Genomic DNA, 14,333 nt, shown 5'->3' with positions numbered 1-14,333 from the left:
CGCCCATGGACCGACATACCCCTACCGAGCAAAACCCCTGGCTGGCCCTGCGCAACCTCACCCCGGCACGCATCGCCCTGGGCCGTACCGGCATCAGCCTACCGACCAGCGCGCAACTGGACTTCCAGTACGCCCACGCCCAGGCCCGCGATGCCGTGCACCTGCCCTTCGACCATGCCGGCCTGCGCCAGCAGCTCAGTGAGCGTGGCCGCGACAGCCTGCTGTTGCACAGCGCCGCCAGCGACCGCCACCAGTACCTGCAGCGCCCCGACCTTGGCCGGCGCCTGCACGCGGACTCTGCCCAGCAACTGCGTGATCACGCCCAGGCCAACCCGGCGGGCGTCGACCTGGCCATCGTCGTCGCCGACGGCCTGTCGGCCCTGGCCGTGCATCGCCATACCCTGCCCTTCCTCAGCCGCTTCGAGGAGCAGGCCGCCGCCGACGGCTGGACCAGCGCCCCGGTGGTGCTGGTGGAGCAGGGCCGGGTGGCGGTGGCCGATGAAGTGGGTGAGCTGCTCAAGGCCCGCATGACCGTGATGCTGATCGGCGAGCGCCCGGGGCTGAGCTCCCCCGACAGCCTCGGGCTGTACTTCACCTACGCGCCCAAGGTCGGTTTGACCGACGCCTACCGCAACTGCATTTCCAACGTGCGCCTGGAGGGCCTGAGCTATGGCATGGCCGCCCATCGCCTGCTGTACCTGATGCGCGAAGCCTGCAAGCGCCAGCTTTCAGGGGTGAATCTCAAGGACGAAGCCGAGGTCCACAGCATTGAAAGTGACCATTCGGGCAAAAAAAACGGAAACTTCCTGCTCGGGGAAGGGTAAAAAACATGTCACGGAAGGCGGATTGCACTTGTAGGCTGCTTTAGGCAGCATGCAGATGACTGCTGGCAATCCGCCGTATCCCCCAAAATGGACACTGAGGCCCGCACATGCGAATCATCAAGGCTACCCTGGAGCACCTCGACCTGCTCACGCCGTTGTTTGTGAAGTACCGTGAGTTCTATGGCCAGCTGCCTTATCCGGACAGTTCCCGCAGCTTCCTGGAAAAGCGCCTCAAGCGCGGCGAATCGATCATCTACCTCGCCCTGCCCGTTGACGACGACAGCAAACTGCTGGGGTTCTGCCAGCTCTACCCGAGCTTCTCGTCGCTGTCGCTCAAACGTGTGTGGATCCTCAACGACATCTACGTCGCCGAAGACTCGCGACGCATGCTGGTGGCCGACCACCTGATGCGCGAAGCCAAGAAGATGGCCAAGGAGTCGAACGCCGTGCGCATGCGCGTGTCCACCAGCAGCGACAACGAGGTGGCGCGCAAGACCTACGAGTCCATGGGTTTTCGCAAGGACACCGAGTTCGAGAACTACATCCTGCCGATCACCCAGGATTGATCGCAAGCGCTGCGCGAGGCTGCTCTCACGGATCTGCACAGATGTAGTTGGTGTGGCAGAGGCCTGTGGGAGCGGCTTCAGCCGCGAACACCGGCGCAGCCGGTGCCATGCATCGCGTCGCTAGCTTCGCGGCTAAAGCCGCTCCCACAGGTTATGCATGCTGTCGTAACGCTCCGCTACAAACTCTCCGGGCACAATCGGCGCTTCGCCGTATAATCCTCGTCCAGTCATGTGTGAAAAGTTACCTTTCCCCAGGTGAATCTGCCCACGCCCAAGACGCTGTCCGTCATCGCGCGCCCGTGGAAGCGGGTCTTGAACTCAGGTGCTGTACATGGATTTCAACCCGCTGGACCTCATCCTGCATCTCGATGCCTACCTCGATCTGCTGGTCACCAACTACGGCCCCTGGATCTACGCCATCCTGTTTGCCGTGATCTTCTGCGAAACCGGCCTGGTGGTGATGCCTTTCCTGCCGGGTGACTCGCTGTTGTTCATCGCCGGTGCCGTGGCCGCAGGCGGCGGCATGGACCCGGTGCTGCTGGCCGGCCTGCTGATGGCGGCGGCGATCCTCGGCGACAGCACCAACTATGTGATCGGGCGCACGGCTGGTGAACGGCTGTTCAGCAACCCCAGCTCGAAGATCTTCCGCCAGGACTACCTGCAGCGGACCCACGACTTCTATGCCCGCCATGGCGGCAAGACCGTCACCCTCGCCCGCTTCCTGCCGATCCTGCGTACCTTCGCGCCGTTCGTCGCCGGTATTGCCCACATGCACTACCCGCGCTTCCTGGCCTTCAGCATCACCGGCTCGCTGCTGTGGGTGGGCGGCCTGGTCACGCTGGGCTACTTCTTCGGCAATGTGCCGTTCATCAAGCAACACCTGTCGCTGATGGTGGTGGCCATCATCATCCTGTCGCTGGTGCCGATGCTCCTCGGTCTGCTGCGCGGCCGCCTGGGCCGCACCGCCAAGGCCCACTGACGCGAATGTGGTCATTCAGCGCCTGGCGGCGCCAGCGCACCCTGGCCCGCTACCCGGTCGATGAGCAACTGTGGCAGGCCATCCGCCAGCGCCTGCCAATGCTCGACGGCATCAGCGACGACGAAGACCGCTGGCTGCGCGAGGCTTGCGTGCTGTTCCTGCACGACAAGCACCTGACCGCCCTGCCCGGGGTCGAACTGGATGACCAGCAGCGTCTGTTCCTCGCCGCCCAGGCCCAGCTTCCACTGCTGCACCTGGGCGAGCTGAACTGGTACCAGGGGTTCCATGAGCTAATCCTCTACCCCGACGACTTCCTCAGCCCCCAGCGCCATCGCGACAGCAGCGGCGTGGAACACGTGTGGGACGCCGAGCACAGTGGCGAAGCCTGGCAGCAGGGCCCGGTGATCCTGGCCTGGCCGGGGGTGCTGGCCAGCGGCGGCTGGGAAGCCTACAACCTGGTGATCCACGAACTGGCGCACAAGCTCGACATGCTCAATGGCGACGCCAACGGCCTGCCACCGCTGCACAGCGGCATGCAGGTCGAAGACTGGGCCAACGCCATGCAGCATGCCTACGACGACCTGAACCGTCAGCTCGACGCCAACCCCGACGCCGAGACCGCCATCGACCCCTACGCGGCAGAGAATCCAGCGGAGTTCTTCGCCGTCAGCAGCGAGTACTTCTTCAGCGCCCCCGACCTGCTGCATGCCGCTTATCCAAAGGTCTACCTTCAGCTGTCGCTGTTCTACCGCCAGGACCCGCTGGCCCGTCTGGCACGCCTGCAGGCCGAGCATCCGGACTACCGCGAAAACCACGCCTGACAGCCCCGCACATCAGGCCGGGCGTGGCATGCCCAGTCGGAATGTGCCTATAATCGCGCCACTTTTTTTGATCAAACACGGGGGCATAGCCCAATGAGCTACAGCAAGATCCCGGCTGGCAAAGACCTGCCGAACGACATCTACGTCGCTATCGAGATCCCGGCCAACCACGCGCCGATCAAGTACGAAATCGACAAGGACAGCGACACCCTGTTCGTCGACCGCTTCATGGCCACCCCGATGTTCTACCCGGCCAACTACGGTTTCATCCCCAACACCCTGGCTGACGACGGTGATCCGCTGGACGTGCTGGTCGTCACCCCGTACCCGGTTGCCCCAGGCTCGGTCATCCGCGCCCGCCCGGTCGGCGTGCTGAACATGACCGACGACGGCGGCGGCGACGCCAAGGTCATCGCCGTCCCGCACGACAAGCTGTCCCAGCTGTACGTTGACGTGAAGGAATACACCGACCTGCCAGCCCTGCTGATCCAGCAGATCGAGCACTTCTTCGCCAACTACAAGGATCTGGAGAAGGGCAAGTGGGTCAAGATCGAAGGCTGGGAAGGCGCCGACGCCGCCCGCGCCGCGATCACCAAGTCGGTTGCTGCCTACAAAGGCTGAAGCTGACGTATGAAAAAGCCCTGCCTCGGCAGGGCTTTTTTGTGGTCGATGGAAAATTCCTACGCGCTCTTAGGCAAATGCCTGCTAACCGTAAAAATTCCCACAGATCGCCTCCACATCGGGTTCATTTCCACACAGTAATCAGGGCGATAGACTCGCCACCATGAACTCATCCGGTGATCGACTCAAAGCCCTCCTGCTGGAGTGCAACCTGACCCCTTCCGACTTTGCTGCCCAGCGCAATGTCACGCCCCAACACATCAACAACTGGTTCAAGCGTGGCGTGCCGCAAGCCCGGCTCGACGAAATCGCCGACCTGTTCTGTGTGTACCCGCGCTGGCTACGTAGCGGCGAAGGCCCCAAACATCCCGACCCTCTCGCGCCTGCCCGCCCCGCCCTTGCCCCCACGCAAGCCCCTGCACCGCTGCTGGCGCTGGGCGCGCAAAGCGTGCGACTACCCTTGCACCAGTTGCAGCAGGGTAGCCTGAGTGCCACACCCGAGCTGTTCCAGCCGATCCCCCGCCAAGCCCTCGACAGCGTGGGCGTTGCCGCGCACGACGCATTCTGTATCGGCATGCCGGCCAGCAACATGGCGCCGCTATTGCCCCAGGGCACGCTCCTGGCCATCGACTCCAGCTTCACCCGGGTGATCGAAGGCGAATACTACGCACTGCTGCACAACGGCCGGTTGCGCGTGCACCGACTCACCCAAGGCAACAACGGCACCTTGTGCCTGCACAGCCACGACCGTCTCAACCACCCGGTCGAGCGCTTCACCGCCCAGCAGCGCAGAACGCAGAAGCTGACGATCCTCGGCTGGGTGTTCTGGTGGTCCTGCCTGCGCCCGGCGCGGCCATGCTGAAACACTTCGCACCATTTTTTGCTGGGCATCCCCGGTGAGCCCTAGTATGCTACGCGCCACATCACGCCCCCTGATGGTGCAAGCCGCATTGCAGAGGGCCTGGCGACGCCTCACACAGCCGTCCGCCATCTTTTTCAGGCCATGTTGCCAACCGTTTAAGGCGATTGCGGCTTATCAAAAATGAGCCAAGATCGTCCCCGAGAAGCCGGCCACAAGCCGGCTTTTTAATGCCTGCACATTCCCTGCACATCCCCACCGGGCATCGCCTGGGTTCTGTTGTGCGTCTTGCGCGCCCATCGGGCCACTGGGCAACGCTCAGGGGTGCAAATACTTGAGCACATACAAGGACAGTTCACGGAACACGTCGGCCGGGATCCGCTCACTCAACGCCTGGGCCTTGCCCAGCGTTGCGCAGCAGACCTTGAGCATGTTGGCGCGCACCTGATCATCGATCATGCCGGTATGCACCAGCTGGAAGAACTGCGGATAGGTACTGGGCACCTGATCCAGGGACCCGCGGCGAATCTCGAACAGCCCCTCAATGTGGGGTGGCTGGAAGTACGTTTCACCGGCCTCTGCCGCCTGCGGCACCAGCTGCAACGCCGGGGAGCAGACGCTGCGGCACAACAACCTGCTCTCCCGGTCGGTTTCCATGCCGCGTTGATACAAGCTGATCTGCGAGCCAGGGCTCACCAGGCAGGCGGTCTCGAAGGCATCGATGATCCTTGCGGCATTGGCTTGTGACGCCTCGATCTTGCTGAGGGAAACGAAGCGTTCGAGCTGGTCCTCAGCCACGCTCTTTACCCCGCGCTCCAGAGTGTTCCAGTGACCGAATTCCTTCTGGCAGGCGATCAGGTGCAGCTCCAACTGGTAACCCGCCTGTTGCGCCAGGGCCGGCACATCGGCGAAGGCCACGTCGTCCAGCGCGGTCTCCATGATGATGTCGTAGTGGTTGGCCAGCGCATGCTTGAAGAGCTTGCCGCCCAACTGCCAGATGAACTGCTCGGTGTGAGCGTAGACATGCCGGCCACCGTCGGCCTTCATCTGCTCGTACTGTGGATGCAGTTTGCGATAAGCCGGGTCGTAGAGACTGACGTAGTCGTCATAGCGCTTGCTCGCCAGCAGCGAGTTGTTGAGCAGATAGGTCTTGCCCGAGCCTTCGGCGCCGGCGACGACCAGCATTCTCGGCGCCGGGTTGCCCTGGGCGTCGGTCCGTCGTTTGCGGCTGAACAGACTGGATTCGAGGGTTTCGAAAGCGGTTGCGACGTCTTCGGCGGTAAAGGTATGGAGCTGGGACATGCTGGTCATTCCTGTTGACTGCCCGGGAATGGGCGAGCCAACAAGGTAAAACCCGTTCAGGCGAAGCCTGCGGTAGATAACGCTGCCGTTATCGCATCCCCTGGTCGCAACTTCAGCCTTTCACACACACCACCTGGCGCAGGGTATGCACCACCTCGACCAGCTCGCGCTGGGCTTGCATGACCGCGTCGATATCCTTGTAGGCCATCGGGATCTCGTCGATCACATCCTTGTCCTTGCGGCACTCGACATGGGCCGTGGCGCGCCGCTGGTCATCGACGCTGAAGCGGCTCTTGGCCTTGGTGCGGCTCATCAATCGGCCTGCACCATGGCTGCACGAGCAGAACGACTCCTCGTTGCCCAGGCCGCGCACGATGAAGCTCTTGGCACCCATGGAACCCGGGATGATGCCCAGCTGCCCCTTCTGCGCCGACACCGCCCCTTTGCGCGTCACCAGCACTTCACGACCGAAGTGCTGTTCCTTCTGCACATAGTTGTGGTGGCAGTTGACCGCCTCGAGGCTGGCCTCGAACGGTTTGCCCAGCACCTTGCGGGTGGCCGCCACCACCGCCTGCATCATCAGCTCGCGGTTGTGCCGGGCGAAATCCTGGGCCCACTCCACCGCCTCCACGTAGTCGGCGAAATGCCGGCTGCCCTCCTCGAAATAGGCCAGGTCCTTGTCCGGCAGATTGGCCAGGTGCTGGCGCATGTCGGCCTGGGCCAACTCGATGAACAGGTTGCCGATGGCATTGCCGACGCCGCGCGAGCCACTGTGCAACATGAACCAGACCCGGTCAGCTTCGTCCAGGCAGACTTCGATGAAGTGGTTGCCACCGCCCAGGGTGCCCAGGTGCTGGCGGTTATTGGTCTTTTCCAGCCGAGGGTACTTGTCGGTGATGGCCTTGAAGCGCCCGGCCAGGCCTTGCCACTGCTGATCGGCTTGCCTGGGAACATTGTCCCAGGCGCCCTGGTCGCGGCGACCGAAGGTCTTGCCGTGGGGCACGGCCTGCTCGATGGCCGTACGCAGGCCGTGCAGGTTGTCCGGCAGGTCGCGGGCATGCAGCGAGGTCCGCGCGGCGATCATGCCGCAGCCGATGTCCACCCCCACCGCCGCCGGTATGATCGCACCCAGCGTGGGGATCACGCTGCCGATGGTCGAGCCCTTGCCCAGGTGCACGTCCGGCATCACCGCCAGGTGCTTGAAGATGAACGGCATCTGCGCCGTGTTGAGCAACTGTTTACGGGCCTCGTCTTCCACCGGCACGCCGTCGGTCCACAGTTTGATCGGCTTGCCGCCGGCGCCTTGCAAGGTGTCCATGTCGTCAATTCCGCAGAGCTTTTGCCGCCATGATACCGCCGAAGGTCGTAGACCGGCCGCTTGCCAGCAGGGTGGCACAGTGCTGTATGCTTGCCCGGTCTTCAGGGCGGGGTGAAAGTCCCCACCGGCGGTAAATCGAAAGATGAGCCCGCGAGCGCCCCGGCCATGCCGGGGGTCAGCAGATCTGGTGCGACTCCAGAGCCGACGGTCATAGTCCGGATGAAAGAAGGCGTCAGGCAGGGGCCATCCGGGCGCCCCTGCGCGCGCATTTTGTTCGCCCCGAGACGTTCATCGATCATTCACGAGGAGCGTTTCATGTCCACCTTGCTCAACAAGCAATTCCCCAACGTGACTGCCGCCGTCGCCGCCTTCCAGGCCGGGCGCCCGGTGCTGCTGCTCGACGACGACGACCGCGAGGACGAAGCCGATATCGTCGCCGCCGCCGAGAACCTTTCGCTGCAGACCATGGCCATGATGATCCGCGACTGCAGCGGCATCGTCTGCCTGTGCCTGGACGAAGCCACCGTCGACGCCCTGCAACTGGCGCCGATGGTGCCGAACAACCAGGCCCGCCACGGTACCGGCTTCACCGTCACCATCGAAGCGGCCGAGGGCGTGAGCACCGGCGTTTCGGCCCAGGATCGCATCACCACCATCGAGGCGGCGTTGCGCTCCACCGCGCAGCAGCGGCATATCGTCAGCCCCGGCCATGTGTTCCCGCTGCGCGCCCGCGACGGCGGCGTGCTGACCCGTCGCGGCCACACCGAAGGCTCGGTGGATCTGGCGCGCCTGGCCGGCCTGCGCCCGGCAGCGGTGCTGTGCGAGCTGATGAACCCCGATGGCAGCATGGCCCGGGGTGAGCAAGTGGCGGTGTATGCCCGGCAGTACAACCTGCCGGTGCTGACCATCGAGGAATTGGCGCGCTATCGCGAAGCCATGCTGGCGCTCGAGGCCGAGCCGGCCTGACAAAAGCATCGCGGGGCAAGCCCGCTCCCACGATACCCTGTGGGAGCGGGCTTGCCCCGCGATGGGCCTGAAACTCAACGCAACCCCAACGGCCCCTTCAAGTACGCATACAACCCCGCCGCACTCTTGCGATAGCCGTCAGCCGTCAGGTGAACCAGGTCCGGCCGCGCCAGCCCATTGGCCTGCCAACCGGCAATCGAGCACGGACCGCCCATGAACGCCTGCCAGTCCCAGAACAGCGCCTTGTGCCGCTGTGCCAGCTGCTTCTGAATGCGGATCACCGCCGCCAGCGGCTGTGGTTGACGCGCCGCGCAACTCCCCGCCTTGCGCCGCTTGATCGAGTCCGGCGGACCGACCAGCAGGATCGCCGCTTGCGGCAGATCCTTGCGCAGGCTGCGCAGCGTGGTTTCCAGCTGCGACTGGTACAGCCCCAGGTCGAGGGTGTCGTCGAATGCCTCGTTGGTACCATAGGCCAGGATCACCAGGTCCGGCCGCACGGCCTTGAGGCTGTCCAGCCAACCCGGCTGCCACTTGTCCACCACCTCCTGGCGGGCACCATTGATGCCGAGCGCCGAGTAGATCACCCCGGCATTCTTCTGCCCCTGCAGGTACCAGCCGCCCAACGCGATGCTGCTGCCGCCCTCGACGCTCAGTTGCACCGGCAGGCCGAGATTGGCGAAGACCGGGCTGAAGCGCCACTGGCCGTTGCTGATGGCAAGCGGGCGGCGCTGGCCGCCGTTGGCCAGCAGCGTGGCATTGCCGGTGGACTGGTACAACGCCGAGACCTTGTAGCGCTGGCGGTCTTCATCGCGCGCCTGCAACAGCACGCTGGAGCGGTTGGCCTGCGGCAGCGACAGGTAACCGCCAAGCGGGAACTGACTGCTCTGCTGGTTGCGTGCCGACACCAGTTGCCACTGGCGCGCCTCGCTCTTGATGATCACCCGGTCATTGCGGATGCCCGGCACCGACGAGGCCGGCACCAGGCCGATACCGCCATCGCCGTATTGCGCCTGCAACAGGCGGCGCAGCTCACCGCTGAACAGGTCGGCGGCGGTGTGCGAGTCGCCCAGCTGGACGATGCCAACCGGCGCGCGGCCGGCGTTGCGCAACTTGCCGGCGAGCAGGCCGACATTGCCGTCCTGGCGCACCACGGGCGCGGCTGCCGGCCGTGCGGCGGGCTGGGTGGCCACGCTGTTGGCGCCGGTGCTGCACGCGGGTACGGCGCTGATCAGCAGGGCCACGCCCAGCAAGTGATGCCATTGGCGCATCTTAGTGTCCTGTAACGGTCAGGCCCGGCAAGCTGATCAGCGACAGTACCTGTGCGGCGATCATCTTCTGGCCCGTGATGGTGAAATGAATGCCGTCGTCGACCCGCACCTTGACCCGCTTGCCCTCGGGCGTCAGCACCGTCGCGGCAAACCCGTCGTCGGCATAGCCGAGGATCGGGTTGGCCGACACATAGTGCTGGCCGAACAGCGCAGTCTGCTGCTGGTACAGGCCGCTCAGGTAGCCCATGGCCGTGGACAGCCGCGGCTTCTCCATGTTCGGCGGCCCGACCCACAGCACCTGCACGTTGTGCACGCGGGCCTGGTCGAGGATCGAGTCGATACGTGCACGATAGGCCACTTCCCACTCCGGCGACTTGAAGCGCAGGAACGGCTTGCCCTTGCCCTGGGGCATGTCCCAGGGGTCGTTGGGGCCGAGGAACACCACCATCAGGCGGATGTTCGGCTCGTGGGCGAGGGTCTCGGCCACGGTTTTCGGCCAGTTGAAGAAGCCCGGGTAGGCCAGGCCGGTGCTCTGCTTGCTGAGGTTGACCGTGCGGATCTGGTAGCGCTTGCGCAGGCTGTTGGCCAGGTGCGGGGCCACGCCCTGCATCAGCGAGTCGCCCACCAGCAGTACGTCGTCGCCGGCGGCCAGGGAAACCACGGTTCCAGGTTGCAGCAAGTCCGGGGCCGCTGGCGCCGGTGGTGTTGCAACAGCCACCTGTGGCTGCGGGGCATGCTCCGGCGGGGCCACCGGCTTGGCCACTGGCGCCGCCGGCAAGGGTTGGGCCAGCGCCGCCGGTGTTTCCAGGTTGACCGTGACCACCGGTATCGGCGCGGGCAGCACCTCGGGCACTGGCCCTGCGACCTGCTGCTGCGCCGCTTGCAGTTGCTCGATGAGGCTGTCGCGGCCCTGCTCCAGCGCCGCCGTCAGCTGCGCCCCGAAGCGCCAGGCCGGCAGCGGGCCGAGCAACGGGATCTCGCAGCTCTGGTGGTATTTCTGCTGGCAGTACAGCCTGATCGAGTCCTGGTTCAGCCAGAACAACAAGGCGGTAGTGACCACGATCGCGTACAACGCACGGGCCGCGCCCATCTGCACCTGAAACAGCTGTTTGCTATCAGAAGCTTGCATAGATGAACCCCGGCACACCCGATTGCGACGCGAAAATCACCAGCGATACGCCGATCCCCAAGGGCACTGGGTACAACTGCCAGGGCAGCCGCTGGCTGGCGGCAAAGCCCTTGCGCAGCACTGCCAGCCACTGTGGATAAGTGGCGATGTACAGCACGCAGGCCAGCAGCATCAGGCCAGTGGCGCTGTTGAGCCCGGCCAGGCTCAGCTGGGCGATGTCACCGAGCATCTCCACGGCGCCGTCCAGCGTCGGGCTGCGGAAGAAGATCCAGGCAAAGGCCACGTAGTGGAAGGTCATCAGGCGTGCCAGCAGGCCAGCGCCCGGCATCTGCGCGAAGCCCGGCAGCAGCTGGCTGAACAGCTTGGAGAGGGCCAGGCCAACCCCGTGCAGCGCACCCCACAGAATGAAGTTGATGCTGGCGCCATGCCACAGCCCGGACACCAGCATCGCCAGCAGCATGTTCAGGTTGCCGCGCCACACGCCCTTGCGGTTGCCGCCCAGAGGGATATAGACGTAGTCACGGATGAAGCGCGACAGGCTGATGTGCCAGCGCCCCCAGAATTCCTTGAGATTGTGCGCAGCATAAGGTGCGTTGAAGTTCTCCGGCAGGCGGAACCCCAACAGCAGGGCGATGCCGGTGACCAGGTTGGTGTAGCCGCTGAAGTTGAAGTAGATCAGCAGGCTGTAGCCGTACACGCTCAACAGCACCTGCTCGGGGGTGAAGCTGCCCGGGGTTTCGAACACCGGGTCGACCCACTCGCTGCCCAGCCAGGCGCTGAGGAAGAACAGCTTGACCACCGCCAGCGCGATCAGCCCCAGCGCCCGTTGCGGCTCCAGTACCTGGCGCAGGCCCTGCGGGCGGATCTGCGGCAGCATGTGCAGTGCACGGTTGACCGGGCCGGCCACCAGGCTGGGGAAGAACGCCAGGTACAGGGCCAGGTCCAGCGGTGTGGCCGGCGCCAGTTCGCGACGGTTGATCGATACCAGATAGCTGACCGAATGGAAGGTGTAGAACGACAGGCCGATAGGCACCAGCAATTCCAGCAACGGCAGCGACACGTCCAGCCCGGCCGCCGCCAGCGCGGCTTGCACGCCTTCGACGAAGAAGGCCTGGTACTTGAACAGGTAGAAGCAGCCCAGCACCAGGGTCAGCAGCAGCACGCCGCAGAACCGCCGCCCGGGGTAGCGCCCGGCCAGCAGCCCAAGCAGGTACACCAGTGCGCTGTAGCCCAGCAGGATGTACAGCGAGTTCAGGCTGAAGCTCGCCACCAGGCCATAGCTGGCCGCCAGAAGCAGGAGGTTCTGTAGCCGTGCACTCCAGCACAGGCTCCAGTAGACAATGAAGAACAGCGTGAAGCAGAGGCTGAATTCGATCGAAAGGAAGCTCACAACGTAGTCCGTTACGTGACATCAAAGGGGGGCGCCAGCCCGCGGGCCAGAGGGCGCGGAGTATGGCAGAGGGCCAACCCCCTCACAATCTGAAAGCAACAGGATTTGCAAGCCATCTGCGCCCGTTCAAATGCAACAAGATAAGACCAAAGCCTTGCTGATTTGCTCCCCCTGCCCCGCTCTGCTAGTGTCGCGCCGTTCTGAATACCACCGAGACAGTCGCCATGGCCCGCAAAAAAGCCTCCATCGATTTCGAACAGTCCCTCGCCGACCTGCAAGCCCTGGTCGAGCGCCTGGAGAACGGCGAATTGTCGCTGGAAGAGTCGCTGGCCGCCTTCGAGCAAGGCATCGCCCTGACCCGTGACTGCCAGGGCGCCCTGGCCCAGGCCGAGCAAAAGGTGCAGATCCTGCTGGAGCGTGACGGCGAGCTGGCTGCCCAGCCGTTCGACGCGGAGCCAGAGGCATGATCGCCGGTTACCAGGCCAGCGCCCAGGTACGGGTCGACGCCGCACTCGAGACGCTGTTCAAGGCCCCCTCCAAGGAACTCGAGCGCCTGTACGCCGCCATGCGCTACAGCGTGATGAACGGTGGCAAGCGCGTGCGCCCGCTGCTCGCCTACGCCGCCTGCGAGGCCCTGGGCGTGCCGGCCGAACAGGCCAACGGCGCGGCCTGCGCGGTGGAACTGATCCACGCCTACTCGCTGGTGCATGACGACCTGCCGGCCATGGACGACGACGACCTGCGTCGCGGCCAGCCGACCACCCACAAAGCCTTCGACGAAGCCTGCGCCATCCTCGCCGGCGACGGCCTGCAAAGCCTGGCGTTCAGTGCCCTGCTCGACCCGGCGCTGAGCCCGCAGGCCGACAGCATCCGCCTGCAGATGGTCCAGGCCCTGGCCAAGGCCGCAGGCCCCGCCGGCATGGTCGGCGGCCAGGCCATCGACCTTGGTTCGGTGGGCGTCAAGCTCGACCAGCAGGCCCTGGAATACATGCACCGGCACAAGACCGGCGCGCTGATCGAAGCCAGCGTGCGCCTCGGCGCCCTGGCCAGCGCCCGCGCCGACCAGGCCCAGCTCGACGCCCTGCAGACTTATGCACAGGCCATCGGCCTGGCCTTCCAGGTGCAGGACGACATCCTCGATGTGGAGAGCGATACCGCCACCCTGGGCAAACGCCAGGGCGCCGACATCGCCCGCGACAAACCGACCTACCCGGCGCTGCTCGGGCTGGACGCGGCCAAGGCCTATGCCCTGGAGCTGCGCGACCAGGCGCTGGGCGCCCTCGCCGGCTTCGGCGACAGCGCCGAGCCGCTGCGGGCACTGGCCCGCTATATCGTCGAACGCCGCCATTAAACCTTGACGCCTATCCCTGTGGGAGCGGGTTTACCCGCGAATGCGGCGGTTGATGCAACATCGCATTCGCGGGTAAACCCGCTCCCACATGTACGCATTGACAATGGCCCCCAGCCCGCCGGTCAGCCACGCCAACCGCTCTGGAACCTCTATTCCCTATAGTTGTTGCGTGGTTATGCGCAAGTCCGGGTGCTATGATCCAGCCCTTGCGTCGCAAAGAGTACAAACTCGCCGACGCTCACCGGGCCGCCCGTGATCGGCCTTGCGCAAACCGCGAACAGACCTGAATCAGGAGATCCACCATGGCTTTTGAATTGCCGCCGCTGCCGTACGCCCACGATGCCCTGCAGCCGCACATCTCCAAGGAAACCCTGGAGTTTCACCACGACAAGCACCACAACACCTACGTCGTGAACCTGAACAACCTGGTCCCAGGCACCGAATTCGAAGGCAAGACCCTGGAAGAGATCGTCAAGAGCTCTTCGGGTGGCATCTTCAACAACGCCGCTCAGATCTGGAACCACTCCTTCTACTGGGAATGCCTGTCGCCAAACGGCGGTGGCCAGCCGACCGGCGCCCTGGCTGATGCCATCAACGCCGCTTTCGGTTCCTTCGACAAGTTCAAGGAAGAGTTCACCAAGACTTCGGTCGGCACCTTCGGTTCCGGCTGGGGCTGGCTGGTGAAGAAGGCCGACGGCTCCCTGGCCCTGGCCAGCACCATCGGCGCCGGCTGCCCGCTGACCAGCGGCGACACCCCGCTGCTGACCTGCGACGTCTGGGAACACGCCTACTACATCGACTACCGCAACCTGCGTCCGAAGTACGTCGAGGCGTTCTGGAACCTGGTCAACTGGAAGTTCGTTGCCGAGCAGTTCGAAGGCAAGGTCTTCACCGCCTGATCAGCCAAGCCTTGTAAGAAAACCCGGCAGCCGCCGGGTT

At 64.6% G+C, this 14,333-nt stretch carries 15 protein-coding genes and 1 riboswitch; of the genes, 10 read left to right on the top strand and 5 right to left on the bottom strand.

All coding sequences use genetic code 11. The annotated features are described in order from the left end of the window. The first annotated feature begins 5 nt into the window (after window positions 1-5). The 6 genes from eutC (at window position 6) to RTH46_RS14095 (ending at window position 4,673) form a co-directional block, all read left to right on the top strand. Window positions 6-824, top strand: coding sequence for an ethanolamine ammonia-lyase subunit EutC (eutC, locus tag RTH46_RS14120; RefSeq protein WP_153787708.1), 819 nt, complete (start codon window positions 6-8; stop codon window positions 822-824). Between the two features lie 107 nt (window positions 825-931). Continuing rightward, entirely contained in the window at window positions 932-1,390 is a 459-nt protein-coding gene (locus tag RTH46_RS14115) for a GNAT family N-acetyltransferase (protein ID WP_153787707.1), read from the top strand. 331 nt (window positions 1,391-1,721) lie between these two features. Continuing rightward, entirely contained in the window at window positions 1,722-2,369 is a 648-nt protein-coding gene (locus tag RTH46_RS14110; protein WP_153787706.1) for a DedA family protein, read from the top strand. A gap of 5 nt (window positions 2,370-2,374) precedes the next feature. After that, window positions 2,375-3,190: a zinc-dependent peptidase gene (locus RTH46_RS14105; protein ID WP_153787705.1), complete on the top strand. Its 816-nt coding sequence runs from the start codon at window positions 2,375-2,377 to the stop codon at window positions 3,188-3,190. Between the two features lie 93 nt (window positions 3,191-3,283). Then, on the top strand, window positions 3,284-3,811 hold the full coding sequence (gene ppa / locus RTH46_RS14100; protein ID WP_003255365.1) for an inorganic diphosphatase: 528 nt from the start codon (window positions 3,284-3,286) through the stop codon (window positions 3,809-3,811). Window positions 3,812-3,974: 163 nt separating this feature from the next. After that, window positions 3,975-4,673, top strand: coding sequence for a LexA family transcriptional regulator (locus RTH46_RS14095; protein ID WP_316905943.1), 699 nt, complete (start codon window positions 3,975-3,977; stop codon window positions 4,671-4,673). A gap of 315 nt (window positions 4,674-4,988) precedes the next feature. On the opposite strand, the gene RTH46_RS14090 is transcribed toward RTH46_RS14095, so the two are convergent. Together RTH46_RS14090 and RTH46_RS14085 are read right to left on the bottom strand one after the other, a co-directional pair. Next, the gene (locus tag RTH46_RS14090) at window positions 4,989-5,972 is read right to left on the bottom strand and encodes a zeta toxin family protein (protein WP_153787703.1); all 984 of its coding nucleotides are present in this window, start codon (window positions 5,970-5,972) and stop codon (window positions 4,989-4,991) included. A gap of 112 nt (window positions 5,973-6,084) precedes the next feature. Then, window positions 6,085-7,299, bottom strand: a complete 1,215-nt coding sequence (locus RTH46_RS14085) for an RtcB family protein (RefSeq protein WP_316905966.1) — start codon at window positions 7,297-7,299, stop codon at window positions 6,085-6,087. Between the two features lie 84 nt (window positions 7,300-7,383). Then, a riboswitch (FMN riboswitch) is annotated at window positions 7,384-7,525 on the top strand. An 80-nt stretch (window positions 7,526-7,605) separates the two neighbouring features. On the opposite strand from RTH46_RS14085, the gene ribB reads away from it, so the two are divergent. Further along, window positions 7,606-8,256, top strand: coding sequence for a 3,4-dihydroxy-2-butanone-4-phosphate synthase (gene ribB, locus RTH46_RS14080; protein WP_153787702.1), 651 nt, complete (start codon window positions 7,606-7,608; stop codon window positions 8,254-8,256). Window positions 8,257-8,330: 74 nt separating this feature from the next. Here the strand turns inward: ribB and RTH46_RS14075 are convergent, their stop codons facing one another. The 3 genes from RTH46_RS14075 to RTH46_RS14065 are packed head-to-tail and all read right to left on the bottom strand — an operon-like array spanning window position 8,331 to window position 12,043. Then, window positions 8,331-9,524: an SGNH/GDSL hydrolase family protein gene (locus RTH46_RS14075; protein WP_316905942.1), complete on the bottom strand. Its 1,194-nt coding sequence runs from the start codon at window positions 9,522-9,524 to the stop codon at window positions 8,331-8,333. Between the two features lies 1 nt (window position 9,525). Then, the gene (locus RTH46_RS14070; RefSeq protein ID WP_256671377.1) at window positions 9,526-10,653 is read right to left on the bottom strand and encodes a DUF459 domain-containing protein; all 1,128 of its coding nucleotides are present in this window, start codon (window positions 10,651-10,653) and stop codon (window positions 9,526-9,528) included. Further along, window positions 10,640-12,043, bottom strand: a complete 1,404-nt coding sequence (locus tag RTH46_RS14065) for an MBOAT family O-acyltransferase (protein WP_316905941.1) — start codon at window positions 12,041-12,043, stop codon at window positions 10,640-10,642. Before RTH46_RS14065 ends, RTH46_RS14070 begins: the two co-directional genes overlap by 14 nt. A gap of 224 nt (window positions 12,044-12,267) precedes the next feature. Here RTH46_RS14065 and RTH46_RS14060 point away from each other — a divergent pair, with 224 nt between their 5' ends. From RTH46_RS14060 to RTH46_RS14050, 3 genes are all read left to right on the top strand, one after another. Beyond that, the gene (locus RTH46_RS14060) at window positions 12,268-12,510 is read left to right on the top strand and encodes an exodeoxyribonuclease VII small subunit (protein ID WP_011531978.1); all 243 of its coding nucleotides are present in this window, start codon (window positions 12,268-12,270) and stop codon (window positions 12,508-12,510) included. After that, window positions 12,507-13,394, top strand: a complete 888-nt coding sequence (gene ispA / locus RTH46_RS14055; RefSeq protein ID WP_316905940.1) for a (2E,6E)-farnesyl diphosphate synthase — start codon at window positions 12,507-12,509, stop codon at window positions 13,392-13,394. The genes RTH46_RS14060 and ispA overlap by 4 nt, the downstream gene beginning before the upstream one ends. Before the next feature lie 302 nt (window positions 13,395-13,696). Then, complete coding sequence (locus tag RTH46_RS14050; protein WP_279845115.1) at window positions 13,697-14,293, top strand: superoxide dismutase; 597 nt, start codon at window positions 13,697-13,699, stop codon at window positions 14,291-14,293. Window positions 14,294-14,333: the final 40 nt, after the last annotated feature.

The sequence above is a fragment of the Pseudomonas sp. zfem004 genome (genome assembly GCF_032621715.1).
GTDB lineage: Bacteria > Pseudomonadota > Gammaproteobacteria > Pseudomonadales > Pseudomonadaceae > Aquipseudomonas > Aquipseudomonas sichuanensis.
Note: the sequence above shows the minus strand (reverse complement) of the source record. Positions and strands in the feature narration are given on the sequence as shown.

What these genes read in the sequence shown, in the direction of transcription:
- eutC (WP_153787708.1), top strand. Translation starts at nt 6, where the DNA reads ATGGACCGACATACCCCTACCGAGCAAAACCCCTGGCTGGCCCTGCGC.
- RTH46_RS14115 (WP_153787707.1), top strand. Translation starts at nt 932, where the DNA reads ATGCGAATCATCAAGGCTACCCTGGAGCACCTCGACCTGCTCACGCCG.
- RTH46_RS14110 (WP_153787706.1), top strand. Translation starts at nt 1,722, where the DNA reads ATGGATTTCAACCCGCTGGACCTCATCCTGCATCTCGATGCCTACCTC.
- RTH46_RS14105 (WP_153787705.1), top strand. Translation starts at nt 2,375, where the DNA reads ATGTGGTCATTCAGCGCCTGGCGGCGCCAGCGCACCCTGGCCCGCTAC.
- ppa (WP_003255365.1), top strand. Translation starts at nt 3,284, where the DNA reads ATGAGCTACAGCAAGATCCCGGCTGGCAAAGACCTGCCGAACGACATC.
- RTH46_RS14095 (WP_316905943.1), top strand. Translation starts at nt 3,975, where the DNA reads ATGAACTCATCCGGTGATCGACTCAAAGCCCTCCTGCTGGAGTGCAAC.
- RTH46_RS14090 (WP_153787703.1), bottom strand. Translation starts at nt 5,972, where the DNA reads ATGTCCCAGCTCCATACCTTTACCGCCGAAGACGTCGCAACCGCTTTC.
- ribB (WP_153787702.1), top strand. Translation starts at nt 7,606, where the DNA reads ATGTCCACCTTGCTCAACAAGCAATTCCCCAACGTGACTGCCGCCGTC.
- RTH46_RS14075 (WP_316905942.1), bottom strand. Translation starts at nt 9,524, where the DNA reads ATGCGCCAATGGCATCACTTGCTGGGCGTGGCCCTGCTGATCAGCGCC.
- RTH46_RS14070 (WP_256671377.1), bottom strand. Translation starts at nt 10,653, where the DNA reads ATGCAAGCTTCTGATAGCAAACAGCTGTTTCAGGTGCAGATGGGCGCG.
- RTH46_RS14060 (WP_011531978.1), top strand. Translation starts at nt 12,268, where the DNA reads ATGGCCCGCAAAAAAGCCTCCATCGATTTCGAACAGTCCCTCGCCGAC.
- ispA (WP_316905940.1), top strand. Translation starts at nt 12,507, where the DNA reads ATGATCGCCGGTTACCAGGCCAGCGCCCAGGTACGGGTCGACGCCGCA.
- RTH46_RS14050 (WP_279845115.1), top strand. Translation starts at nt 13,697, where the DNA reads ATGGCTTTTGAATTGCCGCCGCTGCCGTACGCCCACGATGCCCTGCAG.